Below are 24795 nucleotides of genomic sequence, written 5' to 3'. Positions count from 1 at the left end.
ATTCTGTTTATTGAGTGCTCGGATAAACAATCACTTCCAATTCAATATTTTCTAGTGAACTTTTATTAACTCCGATCGTATAACCTAAACACTTGTCTTCTATAATAATACGCTCATCATACCATCTAATTATTCTTCATTTTTACTATCAAGTATGGTCAAAGTACGGTCATAAAAAAAGCTTTTAAAATACCCATTTCCTTTTACCGAATTATCTGTTTTTTCAGGAACATTAAAATAGAGAATTTTGTTTAACGGCTTATGAACCCACTCCATTCTGCACAAAAAGAAAATACATATAGTTACTATTAGAATCGTAATACTCTGCGGTACACCAAAACTTTTAATAAACAAATCCAAATGAAGTTTATCATTCACTATTCTGACGATAGGTATATGCAACATATATATGATCAAGGATAATTCTCCAAAACTCGTAATAAACAGTCGTTTATTACTTATCAAAGCAACCAAACTACTGATTATAAGGAAGACTGCAATATAGTAAATAAATCGGAAAAAACCACCATAAAGACCTACTAATTCGCTTACATTCGCATAAGCATTTCTACCGGTCAAAAATCCCATCGTCAGTGAGGTGCCATATAACTTAAAATAAACGACAAAAAAACTTCCTGACAAAAGGAACAACGCGCACAACTTGATCTTAAAATTGTTTAGATAATTTGACATTTTTTGATAATCAATTAAGTATCCAGCATAAAAAAATGGAAAGAAAGTTAAGATTCTTGAAGAACATAGAAAATCTCCCAAATTTGCATCATATCCTGCCAAACAACCAATTACAACAGCTATGCCTAGCACCCAGTATTTGTCATATCCATCAATAACCATGCTGATTAATTGAAAAGCAAAAATAGCAAAACAGTACCATGGCAGTCCGCTTTCTGTTAAAAAGGAAAAGCTTAAAGAACCTGAAGAGAGAAAAGTGCTAATCAAAAATATAATTTTTAAAATGAAAAACCATTTGAGATATCTAAAACTTTTTCGGAAATCTTTGTTGCGAATTGTATTCTTGCTGAATAGACCAGAAACAAAGATGAATGCTGGCATATGAAACATATATATCCAATAGTTAATTTTCATTAACAAGTCGCTCTTTTGATTCGCCCGATCAATTAAATGACCTACTACAACCAGGAAAATTAATAAAGCCTTTAAATTGTCCCATTTGTACAAACGCTTTGAAACGTTATTTAAATTCATTTTTTCATTCATCACTCCTTTTTTAATCCTAGTATACAATACCACATTCACAAATAGTAGTGATTTTTTCCACTCATATATTGTTATACTTCAAACGGGAAACGTTTTTTATTTTTTTAACCGATCATTTAGAATGACGTTCGTTTTTTAATATGTAATTTCCATTTTAACTAATGATAAGCACAGGATTTTGAATAAAAAAGTAAAGAATGGTATTGATTTTTATGTTTAAGCACCTTTTTTGTCAACCGTTTTCATTAAAAGTCATAAAAAAAGCTCTATCCTTTACGTAATAAGGGATAGAGCTAACTGTTCATTAAGCTTCTTGAGCTACTGGATAAACAGACACTTGTTTTTTGTCGCGGCCTTTACGTTCGAAACGTACTACTCCGTCAACTTTAGCAAATAAAGTGTCGTCTCCACCAATACCCACGTTCACACCTGGATAAATTTTTGTACCGCGTTGACGGTAAAGAATTGATCCACCTGTAACTGTTTGTCCGTCAGCGCGTTTAGCACCTAGACGTTTTGATTCTGAGTCGCGTCCGTTAGATGTAGAACCGCCACCTTTTTTGTGGGCAAAGAATTGTAGATTCATTGATAACAACATGGTCTGCACCTCCTATTTATCATTAATTGTTTTAATTTGGATATATTCTGAATTTTCAGCTTCTATCGATTGTAATCCCAACAAGAGATTTTCTAATAGAATCTCGGCAATATTGTTTTGCTCTTGTGTCAATCCTGAAGTGACTTCGGTATATAAATAACCGCCCTCTTCTTCATTCATTTCGACAATTGGTTCAAAACCAGCTAATGAGGCAATCCCATTGACAGTACTGATCGCTAATGCAGAAACTCCTGCACAGACGATATCACTCCCATAAGGACCAGCATCAGCATGCCCTGTCAAAGTAAATGAAACGATTTGACCAGCGTCATTACGTTTAAATGTTCCTTTGATCATTATTCAGGCCTTCTTTCTCAAGCGCTAATTAAGCGTTGATCGCGTCGATAACCACTTTTGTGTATGGTTGACGGTGACCTTGTTTACGGTGTGAATGTTTTTTAGGTTTGTATTTGAAAGTAACGACTTTCTTTTGTTTGCCGTGTTTTTCAACAGTACCTTCAACAGTTGCACCAGAAATAATTGGAGCGCCTACTTTTGTAGTTTCGCCACCTACTAAGATAACTTCGTCAAAAACAACTTTTTCACCTGCTTCAACGTCAAGTTTTTCAACGTAGATTGCTTGTCCAACTTCAACTTTTACTTGTTTACCACCAGTTTTAATAATTGCGTACATGCTATAAAGCACCTCCTTATAATAGACTTAGACTCGCCATCCAGAGTGACAGTTACCTGTACTTACAAACTCGTTCTGTGCGGTTGTAGCTGTGGAGTCCACAATTACAACAGTACTAGATTACCAGAAACTAGCGCATTCGTCAACTCTAGATTCTAGAACTTTTCTTAAGTCAATCAATCGCAATTTTCACTTTTGCTAATTATAATGTTAGTGAAGACGAAGGAGGTAAACGAATGATCTATCCTGATGAATTGGTTCAAGAAGCAACGATTCGTATGCAAGGTCGTGCGGTAGAAGGTTTCGTTGCTGGTCAAGGCCCACTCCACCCAAAACTGATGCTGGTAGGTGAAGCTCCTGGCAAAACAGAAATCGATAATCATATTCCTTTTAGCGGACAAGCAGGCAAAGAACTAATGCAAACTCTTGCTCTAGCTGGTTTGACAAGAGAAGATGTTTATATTACTAGTGCAGTCAGAAGTCGACCTTATCGGACAGTCCAACGACTCAATAAACGAACTCAGCAAGCAGAAACTGTTTATCCGAATCGGACACCAACGAAAGCGGAAGTATTCGCTCATGCGCCGATCCTAGATTATGAAATCGAACATGTCGAGCCCCATTTGATTGCTACATTAGGCAATATCGGTTTGCAACGGTTATTAGGTTCTGCTTATACGATCTCTAAAAATCATGGTCAGCTTTATACTGGGCCTATTTTAAAACTGAATCAACAAAAAGATGCTTACGAGTGGAGTGATAAAAGCTACCAGATCCTCCCGCTTTTCCATCCTGCAGCTATTTTTTACAATCGAACATTAGCTGACGTGATCCGCAAAGACTGGCTTACCTTAGCAAACTATCTCGAGAAAGATCCTAGCAATCAATAGCCACAGCTTCCATAGGTAAAAAATCCCGAAACAGAAAAAAGCTGTTTCGGGATTTTTGAATTTTTATAGCTTATTTTAATTAAACACTGCAAAAAACACTTTGTTTGCCCTGCTTCTCAAAAACATTTCTCCTGCTCATGACTGATTACGTATATTGTTCATGCAGCGCTGAGAGTGCATGCGCTACTGTTTGGTGTTGCTCAAAGCCAGCTTTTTGCCATAAATGCTGTAGTTGTTTTTCTACTTCTGGTTGTAGCGAGGTGTAAATAATCGTTTGTTCTCGCATTTCAGCTTTTTCTTGAAACTCATCAAAAACAGCCCGGGCAGTTAAATCAATACTTGGAACACCACGCATAGAAAAAATGATCCCCTCTTTTTGATTTAGATCAGCTAATGTATTTTTTAATTTTTCAGCAGACATAAAAAAGAGTGGTCCGCTAATATAGACAACTGTCCAATTATCTAATTTTTTCGTTTCTGGCAAATCCATTCGTTCCCAATCGATTGTTTCAACCGAGATCGTGATTGCCGCACTTTTGATCACAAAGAAAATACAGCCACCGATAATGCCGATGACGATCGCAATACTTAAGTCAAAAATCACGGTACATCCCATAGTAATCAAAAATAATAAGATGCCAGACCAATATCTCTTAGTGAACAAGACGTTGATCGTTTCCCATTCATTCATGCGCCAAGCAGTAACAATCAACACTCCTGCCAAAGCTGGCATAGGAATGTTTGACATAATTGGTGCAAAAATAATCATAGATAAAAACAAAACCAAAGCATGAATGATACCAGCTAAACGAGTCTGTGCCCCTGATTTAATTGCCACACTTGTTCGGGCAATCGCAGCTGTCGCTGGAATGCCTCCAAAAAATGGTAAAATTAGATTTCCGATTCCTTGCGCAACAAGTTCTTGGTTGCTGTCCAATGGTTTGTTTGCCATTCGTCCCGCAGAAGCACCACAGAGCAAACTTTCCACCATGCCAAGCAAGGCAATGCTAATCGCTGGCACCATCACTTCTTTTAAAGAATCAAGATGAAAGGCTGCAAACGTTAAGCGATCGCTACTGATCAACGTCTGTGGAATTTTTCCCACGGTTGCTATCGGCAAGTGAAACAAGAACATCGCAACCGTTGCAAGAATAATTGCCATCAAAGAACTTGGTATAGTTTGAGCCCACTTTTGGGGGTAGATAATCATTCCGATGATCACTAATAATCCCATAATAAAGGAGGAAAAATTTATCGAAAAGCCAAAGGTCTGATAGCTGAGAAACTTCTCAATCACATTTGCACCTTCTGAATGGACACCAAACAAGTTATCCACTTGACCCAAGGCAATGATAATAGCAATTCCCGAGGTAAATCCAGTAATCACTGGAGCTGGAATAAAAGAGGTCAATGTTCCTAATCTAAAAATGCCTGCCACTAGCAATAATAGTCCTGCTAAAAATGTCGCCAGTAACACCCCAGACATCCCTTGAGTAGCTGCAATCGACATCAAGATCGCAGCCATTGCGCCTGTTGGTCCTGAAATTTGATAAAAACCACCTGACAAGCCACCAATAATAAGTCCAGCAATAACCGCTGTAATTAATCCTGCCGCAGCATTTGCACCACTGGACACGCCAAACGCCAACGCTAAAGGTAAAGCTACTGCAGCTACAGTAATACCAGCTAATAAATCTTTTTGGAATTTTTGACGATCATATCCGTCAAATTCTTCATTTAGTAAAAAAATATACTTTTTGAACAACCTAGAGACTCCTTTTTTATAAAAATTTTATGAAACACGCAACTACTAGAATAGCATATTTTTCTAACTCATGTCAGCTTTTTCACAAAGTTATAGGCGTTTTCATGAAAATTTTTATAAAATAAGATTAACTCAAATCAAAAGAGTCAGTAATCCAATGATTGCCAGACCACCTTGTTTCAAAATAATTAGTTTGTCACTAGTGATACTACCGTAAGCTGCGACCAGTACAATATAAATCAATAACAAACTTGCCATTTCTTTTGGTGCAGACGAAATATAAATGGCATACAATAAACCAATACCTAACAATCCATTATAAACACCTTGATTTTTAAATAACGTTTGTACCGACGAATTACTTAATTCTTTTTGACTCATTTTAAATACTCTGCCAGTTGCTTTAGAAGTTGTAGCAAAGGTTTCTAAATACATGATATAAAAAAATTCAATTGCAACTAATGTAATGATAATTTGTGAAATAATCGACATATTTTCTCCCCCTATTCATTTCTGCCTATCGGCTTAGAATAAGTATAGCCGAACCGTTCAAAAATAAAAAAACAAACACACTTGTAGCGATTATATTATAAGAACCTTGGATCCCCTGATACCAAACATCATCCACCTATAGAGGATGGACTGATTTCTGCTTAAACGAAGTTAAAATACACGAATGTATGAATTTGTAGAGTAAAAATTTTAACTACTCCTTTTACTTAGAAAAACATCCAATATATTCTTTTTTAACACATACCTAGTAAGTAGAAAATCCTACCTGATTAGACTGTGTATCATAAGAATACTTGCTACGTACCCATTTGGTCCAACTACCAGAACAAAGAAAAACCGGTAGAAACTTTCGTTTCTACCGGTTTTGGTTTTTTTTACGTCACAGGAGGGATTCGAACCCCCGACCGTCCGCTTAGAAGGCGGATGCTCTATCCAGCTGAGCTACTATGACAGCTTTTTCGGAACAAAAATAATTATATAGAATCATTTTGGTTCTGTCAATATGAAATAGTTATTTTATCAATAAAAAAGATTGCTCAATAGAAAGCGTTCCTCTTTTACCTAGTGTCCGACAAAAAGCAAGCTTTTTGTCGTAACAAGGTAAATACTCTTAAGGTAGATGAATTTGCTCTTTTTCTTTAGTTATCAAGATCACACCATCACCTAGCGGCACTAATGTGGAAGTCAAGTCTGGATGGGTCATGACGACCTGTAAAAATTCATTTAATTTACGATGAATGGCACGTTTACCTCTAGGAATCTCTTCATCAGGCAATAAAATCGTTCCGCCTTGAAAAATATCATCAACCATCAATACGCCATCTTTTTTTAGCAGACGTAAACATTCTGGTAAAAACTCAATATATTTCGATTTGGCACTGTCCATAAAAATAAAATCATAAGGCCCAGTTAGTTCTGGTAAAATATCAGCCGCTTGTCCTTCTAGTAAAGTAACTTTTTCGGTTAAGCCAAGTCTTTCATAAGTTGCCTTGGCCTTTTTGATCATAACATCAAAACGATCGATCGTCGTGACGTGACCTTTTTCACTGATTAATTGAGCCATCAAACTAGAAGAAAAACCAATAGCTGCACCAATTTCTAAAACATTCTTTGGTTTTAATTGCCCTAATAAAAACTGCATGAATACGACTGTTTCATGGGGAATGATCGGTACTTCCGCTAAATGGGCTTCTTCTTCAATCAAACCAAGCTCTCCAGACAGTTTTTTCTGTTTTGTCCGCATAAAATCAACTAACTCTTCTTTTACTACCGGACGATGCATCATTTCATTACGCATAATCTGCCTCCTCTTCCAAATTATTATACGAAGAACCTGACAAATCCACAAGTTGCAAACAAATTTACACTCACTTTCCTTTTCGTTGGCTATGAGTAAAAAACCGATTGAAACTTTTCTTTTTTTCAAATTCATCTAGCATATTCCAAGCTGTAATACCGGTCAAACAAAAGGCGATGGTAAAAAATAGCCAGCGCATCCAAGTAAATGCTGACTTTGATAAAAGAATGCCAATATAGGGAATCTGAAAAATGGGCGTTCCAATGATGTATCTTCTCCCCACTACACCGGATTCGGTCTGCGTAGAACTATCTGCTTTAGTATAAAAGTCTTGATGGTCTTTTTCCACTGCGATCACTCGTCGGGTGGTTATTTGCTCTCCTGAGTTTTCATAGTACGTAATCACGTCACCAACCAACAATTCTTCTGGTTTCTTCGGACGTACATAGATCAAACTTCCTTGGCTATAGTAAGGACTCATACCACGATCTTCAATAATATGGGTTGATAGACCAGCTATTTTAGGAAGTAAAATAATGCTCAAAATGATCGCTAAAATAACAATCAGTGTAATTGAACTAATATAGGTTATTTTTTTATAAAATGGCACTAGTTTCCACTCCCTTTACTCATTTCTTATTTCCCATCATATAATAACGATTTAATTTTATCAATTTTAACTCTATTTCTTCTACAACGAATTGAAAGAATTTTAAAAAAAATCTAAAAAATAACTCTTGTTATCTAACTTTATGCAGGTTTATGATTGACTAGAAAACAAAAAACGTTTACCCTAAAAAAAATGTTACTTTTAGAAAGGACACATTATGAACTTTTTTAATAACATTGAATATTTTAAAAAAGCGAACTCATTAAAGATAAAATGGTTTTTCACTATTCTATTATCAACGTTATTTTTAATGATAACAGTATATTTCTTTTATTATATTTTTACTCCTTCTGATAGTGGAAAGGTCAAAGAAATAAAAAATTCATGGGAATTTTACTTAAAAAATGAACCTGATTTTCGTTTTGATAGTCATTATATTAGTTACCTTCCAACAGTTGAAAGAAATGAAACTTTTGTGATGGAAACTATATTAAAAGAAGAGATGGACGATTCGAACTTAGTGATTCGGGAAAACAACCAATGGATAAAAGTTTATTTAAATGATCAACTTTTATATGATCGAACAAATGAACAAGACCAACTTCATCCTGGTTTATCTTTGGCAGTTATTGATCTGCCTACACATTATGCTGGTGAACACTTAAAAATCGAAGTTACTTCACCATATGAAAACTATTCGGGTATTCCACCAAAAGTTTATGTTGGAAATACGGGACCAATCATCAGCTTTATTTTTTCCCAATCTGTTCCTCAAGTAGTTACCATGATCATTGCCATCTTTTTAGGAATTGGGATATTGGTGTACGCCATTTTTAAGCTTTACAAAAAAAAGACACTAGATATTTCACTGATCATTCTCAGTTGTTTTGCGTTAGTCTTAGGGTTTGAATCAATCTCTGAAGATATATTAAGCGGCATCCTTTTTGAACCAATCGTCCATTCGATTTTATCTGATACATTTACTATTTTAACTTCAGTATTTCTGGTATTGTATTATTTATCCCGAATGAAACATTATCAAAAAATATATGGTCTCTTTTGTTTTCTGCAAGTCTCCATCCAAATAGGTGTCCTTATTTATTCATTGATGACAGTAGGAGAATTAACTGAACTAATGCCCATTGTTAATGCGGTTAGTGTAATCAGTACATTAGTTACTTCCCTTGTCTGTGTTGGGGAAGCCTATCGGAATAATCGTTTTTTCATTGCTTGTACACCGTGGATTGTGCTGATTGCCATTTTCCATTGTATGCTTTATATCCAACCATCATTAGGTATTTATAATGCAAATATTAATTGGTCTACTATTCTATTTATGATAATTCTGATTATTATCATTTGTTATAATATTATCGAGTACATCATCAGCTTTGATAAGCATCAGCGAACTGTTAATTTCTTGAAAACAAAATCGGATTTACTTGAACAACATTATGATCAGCTACGTGATCACATTCAAGAAATCAGTACATTAAGAACTGAGTTTATCCAGACTATGGAAAACTTAGAACATTTGGTCAAGGAAGAAGAAACCGATGAAGTACAAAATTATGTGCAAACTATCTTAACTAATGCTCGAAATTTTGAATTTATTTTCTCTTACTCCTCTCACCAACTCACTAATCTTATTTTAGCTCGTTATCAAGAGATTGCATCAAAGCGAAATATCAAGGTGAAGTTTCAAGCCGAACTACCAGAAGTATTGACCGTCAATGATGATGACTTGACCCAAATACTGATTCATGTCTTAGAACATTCTTTTAGAGAAACACATGCCATTGAAGATCCAACACATCGAAAAATTTATTTATCGATGCAGGAAAAAGAAAATCAACTATTGATTCGTTGTGAACATAGCGCAAACTATGAAACAAATCTCTTTTCACAAGGAATTACCGAAAACTTTGCTGAACAAGAACAGTTTGATTTAAAAATAATCCAAGATGTGGCGGAACGTTATGCAGGAACGTTGACTCAGGAAAAAGATAGTCAGGTAGATCGTTTAATCATCCAATTGACTAAAACAAATCCCAAGAAAAGCATATAATGTCTTTGGCAGATTGGAAAATTGATTCATTGAATGAAGGTTTGAGCGGACAAAATAATATTCGTTCTCTTTCTCAAAAAAAGATAAAAAACAGGGAACACCAATCATTGGTGTTCCCTGTTTTTGACTAATGACTAACATTCGATCAATATAAAAGAGCAAGAAAATCTTCAGCTTCGATCGCACCAAAATACTTTTTGATATCAATCGTTTTTACTACATCACTTAAAACTGATTTATCATATCTTTGTCCAATCAGTTTTTCTTCGACGTCCTTTATCTCTCCTAACCCAAAGAAGTCACCAAATATTTTCACATCATCAATCAAACCATGTGACACATTCAGATGGACTTCGATCGAACCAATCGGATACCGCTTTTGTCTCGAAAAGTTAAAATCAGGTGATTTCCCATAATTCCAATCCCAATTACGATAATAGCGATCAGAGATTTCGTTGATTTTGATCCAGTCTTTGTCTGTTAGCTGATACGTATTAACCTCTGCCAACGTTGCTACTCCGAATATTTTTAATAGAATTTCATCACGAAATTCTTCTGTTAACATCTCTTGTCTTTCTTTAGGTAAAAATGGTTTGATATTGGTCACACGAGAACGAATCGATTTGATCCCTTTGGACTCGATTTTATCTTTTTTTACTTTTAACGCATTGACCACTTCATTGATGTCAGAATCAAACATGATAGTTCCATGGGCAAACATTCGACCATTCGTTGCATACATTGCATTACCAGAGAATTTCATACCATCAATCACTAAATCATTTCGGCCTTTTAATTCCGCTCCAGATACCCCTAATTCGTGAAGAGCTTGAATAATTGGCTTAGTAACTTTAGCAAAATCACGGAAAGAATCGCCATCATCAGGCATGATAAAACTAAAGTTTAAATTTCCAAAGTCGTGATAGACGGCTCCACCGCCACTTAAACGACGAACGACATGGATGCCCTGTTGTTCAACGTAATCTCGATTGATTTCTTCGATCGTGTTTTGATTACGCCCAATAATGATAGATGGTTCATTGATATAAAACAATAAAATCGGTTCATCAACAGGCATTTCTTGGAGTAAAAATTGTTCAATTGCTAGATTGATACGTGGATCATGCTTGTCATTCGGTACAAAAATCATTGTCTTCCTCCTAGATATCAAATACTTTATCGACTTTTGCTAGTGCTACTTCTACTGTATCACCCGCAGCTTGTTGCGCTTCGTTCTGTAATTGTGTAAGATCCCCAAATTGAGGTAAATGGGTCAATACTAGCTTTTTGACTTTTGCTGCTTTCGCAAGTTCCCCCGCTTCTTTTGACGTAAAGTGCGCTTTGTGTCGTTCATTACCAGCAAACAGATAAGTATCTGCTAGAAATAAGTCTGCATTTTCAGCAAATTCTACAAAACTTTCCAAATAGCCGGAATCACCTGTAAAAACAAAGACTTTGCCAGTCGCTTCTTCGACGATCCGCATGGCATAGCACACCACTGGATGGATGGTTTCCATAAACGTGATTAAAAAAGGACCTACTTTCAATTCTTCTGCCTCAAAATAGCCACGTCCTTCTGACACGTTTGGCATTGTTAACTCATCAAAATGAAAAGTGTCTTTAGTATGACCATAGATTGGCAAGATAGCTCCTGGTTCTTTTTCAGGATGTAGTTGCCAATAATATTGCAATACACCTAGATCAGCGATGTGATCATGATGGTAATGGCTCAAGATAACCGCATCAAGTTCTAACGGTTCAAGATGCTCTTGTAATTTTATCAAGGTGGCGCTACCAGCATCGATCAGTAGGTTAAAGCCAGCTGACTGCAATAAATAGCTAGTCGTTCCTTGATTTTTATATGGATAGGCGCCTAAGCAACCTAATACAGTTAATTTCATGATCGTTCTCCTTTCAGAATCAATGTAATAGAATCCTGTTTTTTCTGTGAAACCTCTCTCATGTTTTATGAAAAATAAGTAGCTGGGGGTTCTTTTTCAAGTCTTGCTTGCTCGTAAAAACCTGCAATGGTCACATTGACATAGGCGATAACCCACAATAAACCAAAGAACAAGGCTAGGGCTCCAACAAGGTACCACCCGATAAATGAAAGTTGTAATAGGATATAAGTACCTAAACGCTCTTTTAATAAATACCACGCGTATTGCAAACACTGGATGATTGAAAGTTCTGGGTAATCAAATTTAGTCCAAGCCGCAAATTGAAACAATCCGCCCACAATACTCATCAACAAAAGAGAAACAAAGGTCATGAGCAGGGTGGTCAAAACGTAACTAATGTCCAAAGCATTCCCTGATAACACATCTGTTGAAATTGTGTTTGAATTAAATAGTAATTGTGTATAAGTATTGACACCACCAATCAAAAAACCTGGTAATAAAACAAGGGCATTAATGATCCAATTGATCACAACATTGATCAAATTAATCACTAAAATAGGTCCAAAATATTTTTTTTGAAAGACGGCAAACAATAAATTACTTTTTGCTCTGCCGCCGCGAACAACTACCAGCGCAATGTAATATAAGGCATATGAAAAAGCAAATAAAAGGAAATTCTCTAGTAAAAAGCTAACTATTTGTTGTTGCGTGCTATCTACGAAAAAAAATCCCTCAAAAAACATTTGAATCAAACCCGCAACAAACATCGAAAGAAAGACTAGCCAAGCATTGATTCCCCATTGTTGCGCAAGGCTAGCTCGAGCTTTTTTGCGATAATCTGAAAGTGATAACTTTGTTTCCATTAATCATAACTCCTAATCTTTTCAACTGTTTTGTGGTCTAATCGCTTCACTAATTCCGTCACTAATTTCACAGTATTCAAATAATCATCTTCATGGATCACTGAAGTATGTGAATGCAAATACCGCACCGGAACAGTAATCGCCACAGACGGTACCCCATCTCTTGTCAAATGCATCTGTCCTGCGTCTGTCCCACCACCAGTAATGACGGTGTATTGGAATGGTATATCCATTTCTTCCGCCACATCAATCACAAAATTCAACAGTTTTTTATGTGGAATCATTGAAGCATCAAAAATCAAGATTTGTGGACCTTTACCCAAAATCGAATCCGCTTCTTTTGGCGTCATCCCCGGTGTATCTCCAGCTGTTCCTGTATCTAAAGCAAAGGCGATATCTGGATTCACTAAGTGCGTACTTGTGCGTGCCCCTCTAAGGCCAACTTCTTCTTGCACATCGCTCCCTGCGAATAAAACATTGGGATGTCCTTCTTTTGCTAAATTCTCAAGAACTCGTAATGAAACAGCTGTACCGATGCGATTGTCCCAAGCCTTAGCTAGTAAAAATTTACCGCCATTCAACCGTTTATACTCAATATATGGGGTTACCATATCGCCAGGGCGAATACCCCATTCTTTTGCTTCTTTATCACTTGTTGCTCCAATATCAATAAACATATCCTTGATATCATACGGTTTATTTCTTACTTGTGGGGTTAAAACATGTGGCGGTTTCGAACCAATCACGCCATGGATCACTTTCCCAGCTTGTGTTTTGATTTCCACTTGTTGGGCTAACATCACTTGTCCCCACCAACCACCTAATGTTTGAAATTCCAAAAAACCTTTATCAGTGATCTTAGTTACCATAAATCCCACTTCATCCATATGACCAGAAATAAAAATCTTAGGTCCACCACCAGAACCATGTTTGGCGATAATACTACCTAAACCATCATAAAAAATATCTTCCGCAAAGTCTTTTGCATACTTTTTATAGACTTGTCTCACTTCTTCTTCATTGCCTGGTACTCCTTTGGCTGAAGTCAGATCAATCAATAACTGTTCTTCTTTTTTATCCAAAACGTCTCCCTCATTTCTCGTATTGATAGCTAGATTATACCATTTATTAGGTGTGCTTTTCAGCAGAACGATTTTTTCAGTTAGAAAAAAACCAGGATTCCTCGAAAGTTTACCGAATAACTTTCAATAATCCTGGCTTTTTTGCATAATGCATACGATAGCAATCGCTATTTTCTCTTAAATGGACTGACAGCAGTAAACGAGCGTTTCTTTTATGCACTTCGTGTTCGAAACTCCATTACTGTTGGTTTTCTTTTAAATCATTTGGTGAATGTTTTTGCCAGTCTTTACTATAAAATGATGGATCCAATTGATAGTGACTTGGTTGTTGTTGGTTTTCTAAAAACGGTCTAATCCGTTGATCTGCTGCTAGCCACCCTTTCCAACCTAAATGAATGGTGTCTTCCATGAAATAAGGTTGATCAGCCATTTTTGTAAAATCTGCGATCCGATCAAAGCCTTGACTCTGCAATTGAAATTTGATTTTCTTTGCAAATCCTTGAAGCATTTCTTGAGATAACCCAGTATAATCACTCCATTTTTGATTCACAGGTGGAATGATGAATAATGCTTCTGCCTGTTCTTGGGCTAATTGCTGTAGGACTAATTGAAAATCTGAAAATTCAGGTGAAAAACGATAATCCCAATTTTTTTGAGAATTTTTCAGCTCTTTTAAGTGGTGACGAATGCGCTCTTTATAAAAATCATTTTTTAACTCAAAAGAATTGTCGCTTGTACTTTTTCTCCCAATATTTTCCGCTAGGTTTGCCAGAACTTTTTCTTGATAATTAGCAGGCAACGGCTTCATTGCCTGATCAATTTTGTCTTGTTTACTTTTCAGACCAATATTGCTGAACATTTCATCTTCTCTTTTTAAAATATTCCAGTTCAAGCGCAATTGATTTCGTTTTTCAACAGAAGGAAGTTGACCTTTTTTGATCATTTGTAACATTTCCGTCAATTTTTCATCTTTTTTAACGATAGAAAAATGTAAAAGTCTTCTAGCTAAATAACGATCAGCAGGAGTGATTTTTTTCAATGAGAACAGCCAGTCAAGGGTTTGTAACTGTGAATAATACGTATCAAAATAATCTTTTTTTACGCCATCTTTGACAAACCATTGTGGAGAAATGATAAAAACGATTTTCTTATTTTTCAAATCATCTCCTGCAGAGCGCATCATCATATACTGACTTAATGATTGTGTCCCAGGTGCCCCTAATAAGAAGGGACGATAATCACGATGGTATTTCTCCGCCAAGACGGATGGGTGAAACGGACTGATCCGACTGAGTTCACTTGAACCAAAAAAAGGAACATATTTTTTTTCAGCTAAGGCTTCGTTTTTGATGGTATCTCCTTTTAACACATTTTCGGACATGGATGTAGAAGCTTTTTTTATGACTGTTGGGTCGGTTAGATCCACACGATACGAAGAAGTGAAAAAAACTGCTATCAATCCAAAGGCTAAAAGGATTGGACCGAAAATAGCAAATAATTTCTTTTTCATTCTCATCCCTTCAATTCTTGTACTTGTGCAATGATTTTATTCGGTGTGCCCCACTGTTCACGATCAAATTCAGAAACAGGGACTTGAACATCTAATTGTCCATCTAATTCGACTAATAATTGAACAGAAGCAAGTGAATCCAGCAATCCTTCACCAAACAAATCAAGCTCTCGATTTTCTCTTATTTCATCTGTTCCTGTAATGTCTTCTAAAATAGTTAAAATTTGTTCTTCCATAATATAATCTCTCCTTAAATAATCATAATGTAAAATAAATCATTTTTAAGTCTTAGATAATCATCTGCTTTACTTAAACAATAGTTGGTCTAAAAAGCCCGAAAATATCAATAAACTAAAACAAACTGCTTGGAAAGTCATAAAGACAGCAAAAGCGTGAGTAAACCAATTGGATGGTAGTTGTTTTTTATGTTTTTTCTTGAATCGTAGCCAAACGTCGGTTAAGCAAATCAAAGTAGCATGATACAACCCATACACGATGTAATACCAAGTTAGACCATGCCAGATTCCCATCAATAGGAATAATGCATAATAACCAATATTCGAGGTTACAATTTTACTTTTGAACCATTTTTTCTTCATCAAGAAAAACATCAAGCGCATATAAACATAATCTCGAAACCAAAATGATAACGTCATGTGCCAACGATTCCAAAATTCTTTGATATTCCAAGACAAGAATGGTTTGTTAAAGTTGATTGGTGTTTGGTACCCCATCAAGTAACTCGTTCCCACCGCAAACAAACTATAGCCTGCAAAGTCAAAAAACAGATATAAACTATACACATAGGTATATCCTACTAATGACCAAGAAAAACCACCATGTTGCAAGGCAGCTTTGGAAACGATTGGTAACAACACTTGACCCAAATAATAGCCAATAATAAATTTGTATAAAAAACCTAGAAAAATATTTTGGATACCTTTTTCTAATAATGTCAGATATTTCTCAGTTGCAGGCGGCTGACATTGATCCTTTTCAAATCTTCTATAGCGATCGATTGGTCCAGATGAAATCGTTGGAAAAAAGAGTAAAAATTGAATATAACGAAAAGGCTGATAGTTCTTGATCAATCCATCCCTAATTTCCATGATCATCTGAACAGATTTAAAGGTTAGATAGGAGATCCCTAGAAAAGCTAGAAAAGATTCTTTCCCATGGGCAAAAAACGGTGTGACTTTTGTTAAAAATAATGGGAAAATCGCTAGGATCACCGCTAAGTAAAACCAAATACCTTGATTTTCCTTTTGACGGTAAACGAAGTAAGCCCAAACTAATAATGTCTGCCAAACAACATATGCAATCAAGGCTACACCTTGTTGCCAATAGACACCACCAAAACTGATGAATAAGAAAAGCAAGGTGATGAGTGTTTGATAAATTGGCAATCTTTTCCCTCGAATCAACAATGATAGCACGATCGGTACTAAACCGATGATTAACAGCAGAAAATAATAAGGTTCTGCGTACGGGATCATATGTGGAAAGGTCATTGAGGATTCACCTCAGCTATTAATTTTTTCCGATCGATTTTCCCGTTCACCGTTTGTGGTAAAAGATCAATGTAATTGATTTTTTGAGGGATCATGTAATCCATGACCGAATGTGCCAATTTTTCCTTAATTGATTTAGAGAGTTTAAAACTTGGTTCTGGCGAATTTTTTTCTAATACAATAAAAGCAACTAGTTGTTGAACTTTAGTTCCTTGGTATTTTGGAACAACTATCGCTTGTTTAATCCGTTCATCTAACAAAAGCCCGTGTTCGATATCTCCTAATTCGATACGATACCCATGAAGTTTTATCTGTTGATCCATTCGTCCCTCATAGAACAAAAGACCTTCCTCATTAAGAAACCCAGCATCGCCAGTATGATAACTTTGTTGATCCTGTTTCTTGAAAAAAGCAGCTTTGGTTTTTTCTGGATTATTCAGATACCCCTTGGAGACACTAGGACCCAAGATAATAATTTCGCCTGTTTGATTGACCGGTTGCACTTTTTGATCATTCACAATCTGAACCTCGGTATCTTCTTTGATATAACCAATCGGTAAACGTTCATAGCGATCTAAAATACCTTGAGTGATTTGGATACTTGAAATAGCAACCGTGGCTTCCGTTGGTCCATACGTGTTATAAATACGGGCTTCAGGGAATCGTTTTAATAATTCTTGCGCTGTTTTTTTGGTTAATTCTTCCCCACAGAACAAGAAAGTGGCTAGATCTGGTACATGTTCCGCATCAAAAGTGGGTTCCATCAAACAGATATCGATAAATGAAGGAGTTGACACCCAGACATCTAATTTCAACTTTGCTAAAGTAGAAAATAATTGTCTAAAGTCTTGAATAACCGCTTTTTCTAAGGGTTTTAACATTCCTCCTGTCACAAGTGCTGGATAAATCGAAAAAACAGATAAGTCAAACGAAAATGGTGCTTGTGATAAGAAACGTAGACCCTGTTCAAGATGAAATTCCTGGATCGTCCAACGAACAAAGCTCAATAAGTTATCATGACTGATTTGCACACCCTTGGGCTCACCTGTAGTACCAGAGGTAAAAATAATGTAATAATTTTCGTCACCTTTAACTGGATGTGTTGCTTCGTATTGACTCTCTTTTTTCGTGATCGTTGCTAATTCTTCCCGAGAAATCACTGGGATACCATCTGTTTCCATCTGCCAGTCACCGACACTAATGATCAAAGCTGGTTTTGCTACTCGAAGAATTGATTCAATTCGCTCATTCGGCGTATGTTCTTCAATCGGAAGATAGGCATGACCGGCTTTGGTGGCCCCCAGAAAAGAAACGATCATTTCAAACTCTAGATTTCCAAAAACCACGATTGGTCCCTGTTTCTGTAGATTTCTGTCTAAATAAGCTGCTAAAGCATCGGACTTTCTTTTTAGCTCCCCATAGGTATGCTCTGTGGTTTCTGTCTGATAAACGACCCGATCTGGTTCCGTTTGACCAAAAAAATCAATTGATTCAACGATTGTTTGAATATCCATCGTCTTCCTCCTAAAATTCATTATAGATAAAAGATCCGCCTTGGACATTTTTATAATGGTACAAATAAATCAACATAAAAATAATTGCACTATACAATAATGTTCGTACCACAAACGTGCCCCAGTACCTAAATTGAGGATTATTCCACCAATTTTTCAATTTATATTTCCCTCCTAATCGAATCTCAAAACAATTTTACCCATTCTTTTTAAAAAACAACATTTGTTTTCCTAACAGTAATCGCTTTTCTGCTAACAATTTTGTCACAATTTAGATTAACTACAAAAAGACGGTTATTATAATATAAGCATCACCTCAAATAAATAAAGATTTTTTTTTAAAAAGCTAAAAAGACTTAAACGATCTATGTAACCAATCGTTTAAGTCTTTCTTCATTCAAATTAAAAAAACAAAGTACTAACCTTTTGATCATTTAAATATAGCTTGATTTACTCCTCAATAATCCTGCAATATAAGACACTTGTGATGTAATAAAACAAGATATAGATCAAGACAAGTGAGCCACAAATCAGATATGCTAACCCATAATTTGCTGTATCGACATATTGAGTAAATACTTCAATGGCAAAAAAGGTATGCATACTCCCCAAAATAATTGGTGGGAAAAACATGATCGCATTTTGTCCAAAGATGACTCGCTTCACTTTTTTTCGAGAAATCCCTAATTTCGTTAATAATTGATAATTCTCTCGTTCTTCTTCTGCTTCTGCTAATTGACGAACCATCAGCATGCTTCCAGTCGTGACAATAACAATTATTCCAATAAAGATCGAAACATACGCCATTAAACCAATTCCTTGTTCAACTGTCCGTTTAAATGGGAAACGTGCAGAAAAGTTAAGACGTGAATCTTCATTATTGTATTCATCAGAAGATTGATCTGAAGCTGCTTTTTCTTGGTGCGATTCATTTTTATGAATCGTTCCAGTTATAGACTCTCCTTTGATCTCATAATCATAATAAATGATGTTCTCATAACTTGTAGGAATCTCTTTAGAAATACGTTCAATGATTTTTTCCTGATCTCCCCCTTGCACATTCCAATTGACCACTTGATAGTTTAGTCCAGATGCTTTAGCAAAATAATCATCACTGACAACGAGTGTCGGACCGAAATACCTCAACGAACCATCTCCTAAAAAATTAGGTAAGGTTGCTTGAATATCTAAAGTTTGATCAGGCAAGTAGAATGTTGAATCATACATTGAAAAATTTCTAAAGATATTTTTCATACTATCTAATACCACAGTGCTGTTATCCGATGTTAAATCAATTTTAGGCATTTTAGGATTGAATTGTCGAAAGGCATGATATTCTTTTTCTGGAATCAAATTTACCAATTGAAATACTTTTTCCTCAGAAATCCCGTCTAACTTATCATTATAGTAACTTCCAATTACTTTGTAATTGATCGTCATTTCTTTTGTGATCGTTTGCCCTTCACTTGCAAGAAGCGGTCGCAGCTTGTCGGCTGTTGCCTTATCCATTTGATAAGATACCGGTGAGACCATCTCCACATTTCGAGACATGATGACAGTCGCACTCATCATTGCGCCAATCATCGTTAAAGCTAGAGCCATGATCAGTGTGATCAACGAATTGATCCGCCAGCTTTTCAGCAGATGGATCTGCGTATTGCCGATCAGCAAGAAGTTGATCCCTCGATACTTAATTCGAGAACGACTCACCAAATCAATTAACACACGTAGGGAAAAACAAAAGAACAGATATGTCCCGATCACACAAAACAGCAGGATCAGAACAAATAATAAGAAAGGAAAGCGAAGATCTTGCGTAAAAATAAAAAGTTTAGCAGCAAATTCCCGATAGTGGACCGCAAAGAAATAACCACTAGAGATCAGCAATAAACCCAGTGTTCCTAAAAAACGATGGCGTGTCCGAACTCTTAACTTGCTACTTTCCAAATGATCGTATTCGCCAAAATTTCGAATCGTCGGATAGCGCCAGATTTTCCATAATGAATACAAAGAAACAACAGATAAAATCAAAAAAAACAACAGAAATGTTTCAAAAATCGATGGCACAGAAATGAAGAAAAGACTCGTGATTTGCAAGTTCATCATGCGAATCAAGATCATAGAAAATAATTTTGAGAAAATGATTCCTAAAATAATCCCTGCTGTACAGGCGAATAATCCAATAGCCATTGTTTCCAATACATAGATCAGTGAGATTTGGGTTTTCTTCACACCAAACAACTGATAGATCCCAATCTCTCTTTGTCTGCGGTTAAAGAAAAAACGATTTGCACTAATAACAAAAAAAAGTAATACGATTAAGATAATCCAACTACCAATACCAAAAAAAACATTTAATAAAGAATCTTGCTGTGTCCTTCGGTTCAATAATTGATCATAAGAAATCGTACTAAAAGAATAGTAGATCATCGTTGATAACGTTAGACTAAAAAAGTAAACGAGATACCCTCTTGACTGTCGCAGAAAACTTTTCGCAGACAACTTATAAAGCATTGAGTTTTCCACCTCCCCCAATGGTCGCCTGCATATCAATCACCCGTTCAAAAAATTCGTTTCTTGAACCTCTGCGAACTACTTCAGAGAAAATCACCCCATCTTTGATAAATAAAATCCGATCACAATAACTGGCTGTATACGGATCATGTGTTACTAATAAGATAGTTGATTTTTCTACTCGGTTCATCGTTGTTAAATAATTTAGTAACTCGGTGGCTGATTTCGAGTCCAGAGACCCGGTTGGCTCATCAGCAAAAATGACTTGTGGTTGAATAACTAATGCTCTAGCAGCCGCAATCCGTTGTCTCTGACCAACTGATAATTCATCTGGATAACGTTTTAAGATTTCTTCGATCCCTAATAATTGAGCAACATGCAACACACTTTTTTCCATCTCTTCTTTCGAGATTCGTTCCACCGCTAATGGTAGTAAGATATTGTCCTTCGCATTCAATGTATCGATCAAATTAAATTCTTGAAAAATAAATCCTAATTTTTTGCGACGGAAGTCACTCAATTCATTATTTTTCATTTTAGTGATCTCATTTCCTTGGATCAACACACTTCCCATCGTTGGTAGATTGATCGTCGAAAGAATATTCATCAAAGTCGTCTTTCCAGCACCACTCGGACCCATGATGCCAACAAATTCTCCTTTTTCTACTGTAAAAGAGATATTATCAAGTACTTTTACCGGCGAAAGCTTATTTCCATAGCTTTTACTTACATGTTTTACCTCGATCATTTTATCCATGGCTTTCCTCCTTGGGTTTTGCTTACTCGCCACACTGATACACTTACCAGCATATTAGCATATTCTTTGGTTTTTTTCTCTGATCTTTACAGCATTTGAGCATTTCTTTTTAGATTTTTATCATTTCACAGACATAACTTTTTTTTAAAAAAATTTTTATTCATCTATTTTATTCACGAAAGCGGTATATTCAAAATAAAAATCCTATAAACTTACGTTTTCACTTTTTTTCACAAAGAAATATATACAACATATAGTATAGTTGTCCGTTTATACACCTGTTTGCATACTATATATAGCTAGTATTTAGTTGCTCCTTCGTGGATTTTGTTTTATGATAGACAAGAAGAATTTAGCAGGAGTTGAATAAAATGAGTGTACAAATTGAAGAAAAAGTAACAGATCCCCTTCATTCAGAAGTATCAAACATAACAATCATTAAACGAGATGGTCGACGTGTCGAATTTGATGAAACAAAAATCAATGAGGCTTTAGTCAAAGCTGAAAAGAAAATTCATGGCTCATTGTCTCCACTTACTTATGAAAAAATTCAAACGATCGTGGATTTAGTCGTTCAAGAAATCAAACGACGCTTTACCGACAACGTTAAAATATATGAGATCCAAAATATCGTTGAACACATTCTTTTAGAAAAAAACGAATATGAATTAGCAGAAGAATATATCAATTACCGCACAAAACGTGATTTTGCCAGAAGCAAAGCCACAGATATCAATTTTTCGATCAAAAAATTGATCAATAAAGACCAAACAGTTGTCAATGAGAATGCAAATAAAGATAGTAATGTCTTCAATACTCAAAGAGATTTAACCGCTGGTATCGTTGGAAAATCCATCGGTTTGAAAATGTTGCCCCCACATATCGCAAATGCGCATCAAAAAGGCGACATCCATTACCATGATTTAGATTATCATCCATACACACCAATGACAAACTGTTGTTTGATCGATTTCAAAGGAATGTTGAACAACGGATTCAAAATTGGAAATGCTGAAGTGGAATCACCAAAATCAATTCAAACTGCTACTGCTCAAATTTCACAGATCATTGCAAATGTAGCTTCCAGTCAATATGGTGGTTGTTCTGCTGACCGAACAGATGAATTACTTGCTCCTTTCGCTGAACTGAATTATCAAAAACATTTAGCGGATGCAGAAGAATGGATCGAAACACCTGAACGTCGAGTAGAGTATGCGAAATCAAAAACCAAAAAAGATATTTTTGATGCGATGCAAAGTCTAGAATATGAAATCAATACTCTTTTTACTTCAAATGGTCAAACACCATTTACTTCTCTTGGCTTTGGTTTAGGAAAAAACTGGTTTGAGCGAGAAATTCAAAAAGCAATCTTACAAAATCGGATCAATGGCTTAGGCAGCGAAAAGCGGACAGCTATCTTCCCTAAATTGATTTTCACATTAAAAGATGGCATAAACTTGAACCCGACTGATCCTAATTATGACATTAAACAATTAGCTCTGGAATGTGCAACTAAGCGGATGTATCCTGATATTTTAAACTACGACAAAATCGTTGAATTAACCGGTAGTTTCAAAGTACCTATGGGTTGTCGTTCATTTTTACAAGGTTGGAAAGATGAAAATGGCCAAGAAGTGAACGTTGGACGAATGAATCTTGGTGTGGTCACACTAAACTTACCTCGTATTGCCATCGAAGCGAAAGGCGATCAGGAAAAATTCTGGCAAATCCTCTCTGAGCGCTTAGCCATCATGAAAGATGCTTTAGTTTATCGTGTCGATCGTTGTAAAGAAGCGATCCCTGCTAACGCACCAATCTTATATATGTATGGTGCATTCGGTAAACGTCTCTCAAAAACAGATGCTGTCGATGAATTATTCAAAAATCGTCGTGCAACGGTTTCTTTAGGTTATATCGGTCTTTACGAAGTGGCTTCTGCTTTTTATGGTGGGGAATGGGAAAACAATCCCGAAGCAAAAGATTTTACCCTTGATATCGTGAAGGAATTAAAAGCCAAAGCAGATGCTTGGGGTGACGAATATGGATATCATTTCAGCGTTTACTCTACACCTAGTGAGAGCTTAACTGATCGTTTCTGCCGTTTAGATACAGAAAAATTTGGCGAAGTCGAAAACATCACTGATAAAGAATATTACACGAATAGTTTCCATTATGACGTTCGTAAAAACCCAACTCCGTTTGAAAAACTAGATTTTGAAAAAGATTATCCGAAGTATTGTTCTGGTGGTTTTATCCATTACTGTGAGTACCCAATGCTTCAACAAAACCCGAAAGCATTAGAAGCCGTTTGGGATTATGCTTACGATAAAATTGGCTATTTAGGAACGAATACACCAATTGATCATTGCTACAAATGTGGCTTTGAAGGTGACTTCAAACCAACCGAACGTGGCTTTGAATGTCCCGAATGCGGCAATCATGATCCAAAAACTTGTGACGTCGTTAAAAGAACCTGTGGCTATTTAGGTAACCCACAAGCACGCCCAATGGTTCACGGTCGTCACAAGGAGATCTCTTCACGTGTCAAACATATGAAGTAATCTTTCTCTACTATTTCGTTCTAATTTACTCTAAGAATAAAGATAGAGCGATCGTTATTCCTTAGAAAACAATCCCCTTTCACAGCGTGACTACGATAAATCGAACGGTGTGTGAACCGTGACCGTTCGATTTATTTGCATTTTTTTGAGGCTAGTCCATTATCTTTTCTGAGACTGCTTGCTGTGAAACTGGTTTGAGTTTTAAGTAAATTTTTCATACTTTGATGTTAGAAAGAAGTTTTTTTATGCGAAATCCTAAACCTAAAGAATGGCTGGCACAAGATTACAGCCAAAATTACATTGCTGATTACAAACCATTTAACTTTGTGGATGGCGAAGGCGTAAGAAATAGTCTTTATGTGAGTGGCTGCTTATTTGCTTGTGAAGGATGTTTCAATAAAGCAGCGCAAAACTTCCGCTATGGTAAACCTTTCACACCAGAGCTGGAAGAACAAATCATTACCGATCTCCGCCATGATTACGTTCAAGGACTGACCCTTTTAGGCGGGGAACCTTTTCTAAACACGGACGTCTGTCTCCAAGTCGTTGAGCGTATCCGACAAGAATTTGGTCAGACCAAAGATATCTGGTCGTGGACCGGTTATACTTTTGACGAACTACTTCAAGACTCCGAAGACAAGTTAGCTCTTTTAGAAAAAATCGATATCTTAGTTGATGGACGTTTTGAACTAAGTAAAAAGGATTTAAAACTACAGTTTCGCGGTAGTAGTAATCAACGCATCATCGATGTCAAAAAATCGCTAGCCGAAAATAGAGTAGTGATTTGGGAAAAATGCAGCGATGCTACAGAATCGTATGAACAAATCAAAAAACAGGAGTTCATTTAGGTCCTCCCACTCCTTATTGAATAAAAAACAGTAGAAACGTATGTTGATTTCCAACACGTT

23 protein-coding genes, 1 tRNA gene and 1 other annotated feature are annotated in these 24795 nt (G+C 36.1%); of the genes, 4 read left to right on the top strand and 20 right to left on the bottom strand.

Annotated elements, in window-relative coordinates:
* Positions 1–129 precede the first annotated feature (129 nt).
* From IGK91_RS03350 to rplU, 4 genes are all read right to left on the bottom strand, one after another.
* Positions 130–1239, bottom strand: coding sequence for an acyltransferase family protein (locus IGK91_RS03350; protein ID WP_014834192.1), 1110 nt, complete (start codon positions 1237–1239; stop codon positions 130–132).
* A 304-nt stretch (positions 1240–1543) separates the two neighbouring features.
* Positions 1544–1837, bottom strand: a complete 294-nt coding sequence (gene rpmA / locus IGK91_RS03345) for a 50S ribosomal protein L27 (RefSeq protein ID WP_010719806.1) — start codon at positions 1835–1837, stop codon at positions 1544–1546.
* A 12-nt stretch (positions 1838–1849) separates the two neighbouring features.
* Positions 1850–2194: a ribosomal-processing cysteine protease Prp gene (locus tag IGK91_RS03340; protein WP_010719807.1), complete on the bottom strand. Its 345-nt coding sequence runs from the start codon at positions 2192–2194 to the stop codon at positions 1850–1852.
* A gap of 28 nt (positions 2195–2222) precedes the next feature.
* On the bottom strand, positions 2223–2531 hold the full coding sequence (gene rplU / locus IGK91_RS03335; RefSeq protein ID WP_010719808.1) for a 50S ribosomal protein L21: 309 nt from the start codon (positions 2529–2531) through the stop codon (positions 2223–2225).
* Between the two features lie 19 nt (positions 2532–2550).
* Positions 2551–2626: a sequence feature (ribosomal protein L21 leader region), on the bottom strand.
* Between the two features lie 141 nt (positions 2627–2767).
* Between rplU and IGK91_RS03330 the strand changes: the two genes are divergently transcribed.
* Positions 2768–3421 carry a uracil-DNA glycosylase gene (locus tag IGK91_RS03330; protein WP_010719809.1) on the top strand — a complete coding sequence of 218 codons (654 nt, stop codon included), beginning with the start codon at positions 2768–2770 and terminating at the stop codon, positions 3419–3421.
* A 145-nt stretch (positions 3422–3566) separates the two neighbouring features.
* Here IGK91_RS03330 and IGK91_RS03325 read toward each other — a convergent pair whose 3' ends face one another.
* The 5 genes from IGK91_RS03325 to IGK91_RS03305 all read right to left on the bottom strand — a co-directional run bounded on the left by IGK91_RS03325 (position 3567) and on the right by IGK91_RS03305 (position 7606).
* Positions 3567–5186, bottom strand: coding sequence for a SulP family inorganic anion transporter (locus IGK91_RS03325; protein ID WP_181934212.1), 1620 nt, complete (start codon positions 5184–5186; stop codon positions 3567–3569).
* 132 nt (positions 5187–5318) lie between these two features.
* Positions 5319–5678 (bottom strand): DUF1304 domain-containing protein, encoded by a 360-nt coding sequence (locus tag IGK91_RS03320; protein ID WP_010738267.1) that lies wholly within the window; start codon positions 5676–5678, stop codon positions 5319–5321.
* Positions 5679–6076: 398 nt separating this feature from the next.
* Positions 6077–6150: transfer RNA gene (locus tag IGK91_RS03315), tRNA-Arg, on the bottom strand.
* Positions 6151–6309: 159 nt separating this feature from the next.
* Complete coding sequence (locus IGK91_RS03310; RefSeq protein WP_010719812.1) at positions 6310–6996, bottom strand: O-methyltransferase; 687 nt, start codon at positions 6994–6996, stop codon at positions 6310–6312.
* Positions 6997–7066: 70 nt separating this feature from the next.
* Positions 7067–7606, bottom strand: a complete 540-nt coding sequence (locus tag IGK91_RS03305) for a signal peptidase I (RefSeq protein WP_010719813.1) — start codon at positions 7604–7606, stop codon at positions 7067–7069.
* A gap of 217 nt (positions 7607–7823) precedes the next feature.
* Between IGK91_RS03305 and IGK91_RS03300 the strand changes: the two genes are divergently transcribed.
* Complete coding sequence (locus IGK91_RS03300) at positions 7824–9674, top strand: hypothetical protein (RefSeq protein WP_430605327.1); 1851 nt, start codon at positions 7824–7826, stop codon at positions 9672–9674.
* 145 nt (positions 9675–9819) lie between these two features.
* Here the strand turns inward: IGK91_RS03300 and IGK91_RS03295 are convergent, their stop codons facing one another.
* From IGK91_RS03295 to IGK91_RS03245, 11 genes are all read right to left on the bottom strand, one after another.
* The gene (locus IGK91_RS03295) at positions 9820–10824 is read right to left on the bottom strand and encodes a lipoate--protein ligase (RefSeq protein WP_010738270.1); all 1005 of its coding nucleotides are present in this window, start codon (positions 10822–10824) and stop codon (positions 9820–9822) included.
* A gap of 10 nt (positions 10825–10834) precedes the next feature.
* Entirely contained in the window at positions 10835–11575 is a 741-nt protein-coding gene (locus tag IGK91_RS03290; RefSeq protein WP_010719816.1) for an MBL fold metallo-hydrolase, read from the bottom strand.
* Between the two features lie 65 nt (positions 11576–11640).
* Positions 11641–12438 carry a DUF975 family protein gene (locus tag IGK91_RS03285; protein WP_113803733.1) on the bottom strand — a complete coding sequence of 266 codons (798 nt, stop codon included), beginning with the start codon at positions 12436–12438 and terminating at the stop codon, positions 11641–11643.
* Positions 12438–13520, bottom strand: a complete 1083-nt coding sequence (locus IGK91_RS03280) for a M42 family metallopeptidase (RefSeq protein WP_010719818.1) — start codon at positions 13518–13520, stop codon at positions 12438–12440. The genes IGK91_RS03285 and IGK91_RS03280 overlap by 1 nt, the downstream gene beginning before the upstream one ends.
* 238 nt (positions 13521–13758) lie before the next feature.
* Positions 13759–15030: a D-alanyl-lipoteichoic acid biosynthesis protein DltD gene (gene dltD, locus IGK91_RS03275; RefSeq protein WP_010738272.1), complete on the bottom strand. Its 1272-nt coding sequence runs from the start codon at positions 15028–15030 to the stop codon at positions 13759–13761.
* Positions 15031–15032: 2 nt separating this feature from the next.
* A complete protein-coding gene (gene dltC, locus IGK91_RS03270) occupies positions 15033–15266 on the bottom strand; it encodes a D-alanine--poly(phosphoribitol) ligase subunit DltC (protein ID WP_010719820.1) in 234 nt (77 codons plus the stop codon).
* A gap of 69 nt (positions 15267–15335) precedes the next feature.
* Complete coding sequence (gene dltB / locus IGK91_RS03265) at positions 15336–16541, bottom strand: D-alanyl-lipoteichoic acid biosynthesis protein DltB (protein ID WP_010738273.1); 1206 nt, start codon at positions 16539–16541, stop codon at positions 15336–15338.
* The gene (dltA, locus tag IGK91_RS03260; protein WP_081123037.1) at positions 16538–18055 is read right to left on the bottom strand and encodes a D-alanine--poly(phosphoribitol) ligase subunit DltA; all 1518 of its coding nucleotides are present in this window, start codon (positions 18053–18055) and stop codon (positions 16538–16540) included. The genes dltB and dltA overlap by 4 nt, the downstream gene beginning before the upstream one ends.
* 10 nt (positions 18056–18065) lie before the next feature.
* Positions 18066–18215 (bottom strand): teichoic acid D-Ala incorporation-associated protein DltX, encoded by a 150-nt coding sequence (locus tag IGK91_RS03255; RefSeq protein ID WP_014834217.1) that lies wholly within the window; start codon positions 18213–18215, stop codon positions 18066–18068.
* A gap of 290 nt (positions 18216–18505) precedes the next feature.
* Positions 18506–20569 carry an ABC transporter permease gene (locus tag IGK91_RS03250; protein WP_181934209.1) on the bottom strand — a complete coding sequence of 688 codons (2064 nt, stop codon included), beginning with the start codon at positions 20567–20569 and terminating at the stop codon, positions 18506–18508.
* Positions 20559–21326, bottom strand: coding sequence for an ABC transporter ATP-binding protein (locus tag IGK91_RS03245; protein ID WP_034698771.1), 768 nt, complete (start codon positions 21324–21326; stop codon positions 20559–20561). Before IGK91_RS03245 ends, IGK91_RS03250 begins: the two co-directional genes overlap by 11 nt.
* Before the next feature lie 371 nt (positions 21327–21697).
* Between IGK91_RS03245 and nrdD the strand changes: the two genes are divergently transcribed.
* Positions 21698–23887, top strand: a complete 2190-nt coding sequence (gene nrdD, locus IGK91_RS03240) for an anaerobic ribonucleoside-triphosphate reductase (RefSeq protein WP_181934208.1) — start codon at positions 21698–21700, stop codon at positions 23885–23887.
* 245 nt (positions 23888–24132) lie between these two features.
* Positions 24133–24735: an anaerobic ribonucleoside-triphosphate reductase activating protein gene (gene nrdG / locus IGK91_RS03235; protein WP_010738277.1), complete on the top strand. Its 603-nt coding sequence runs from the start codon at positions 24133–24135 to the stop codon at positions 24733–24735.
* Positions 24736–24795 lie beyond the last annotated feature (60 nt).

The organism is Enterococcus sp. DIV1208 (assembly GCF_050530455.1).
GTDB classification, from domain to species: Bacteria; Bacillota; Bacilli; order Lactobacillales; family Enterococcaceae; genus Enterococcus_B; species Enterococcus_B hirae.
Note: the sequence above shows the minus strand (reverse complement) of the source record. Positions and strands in the feature narration are given on the sequence as shown.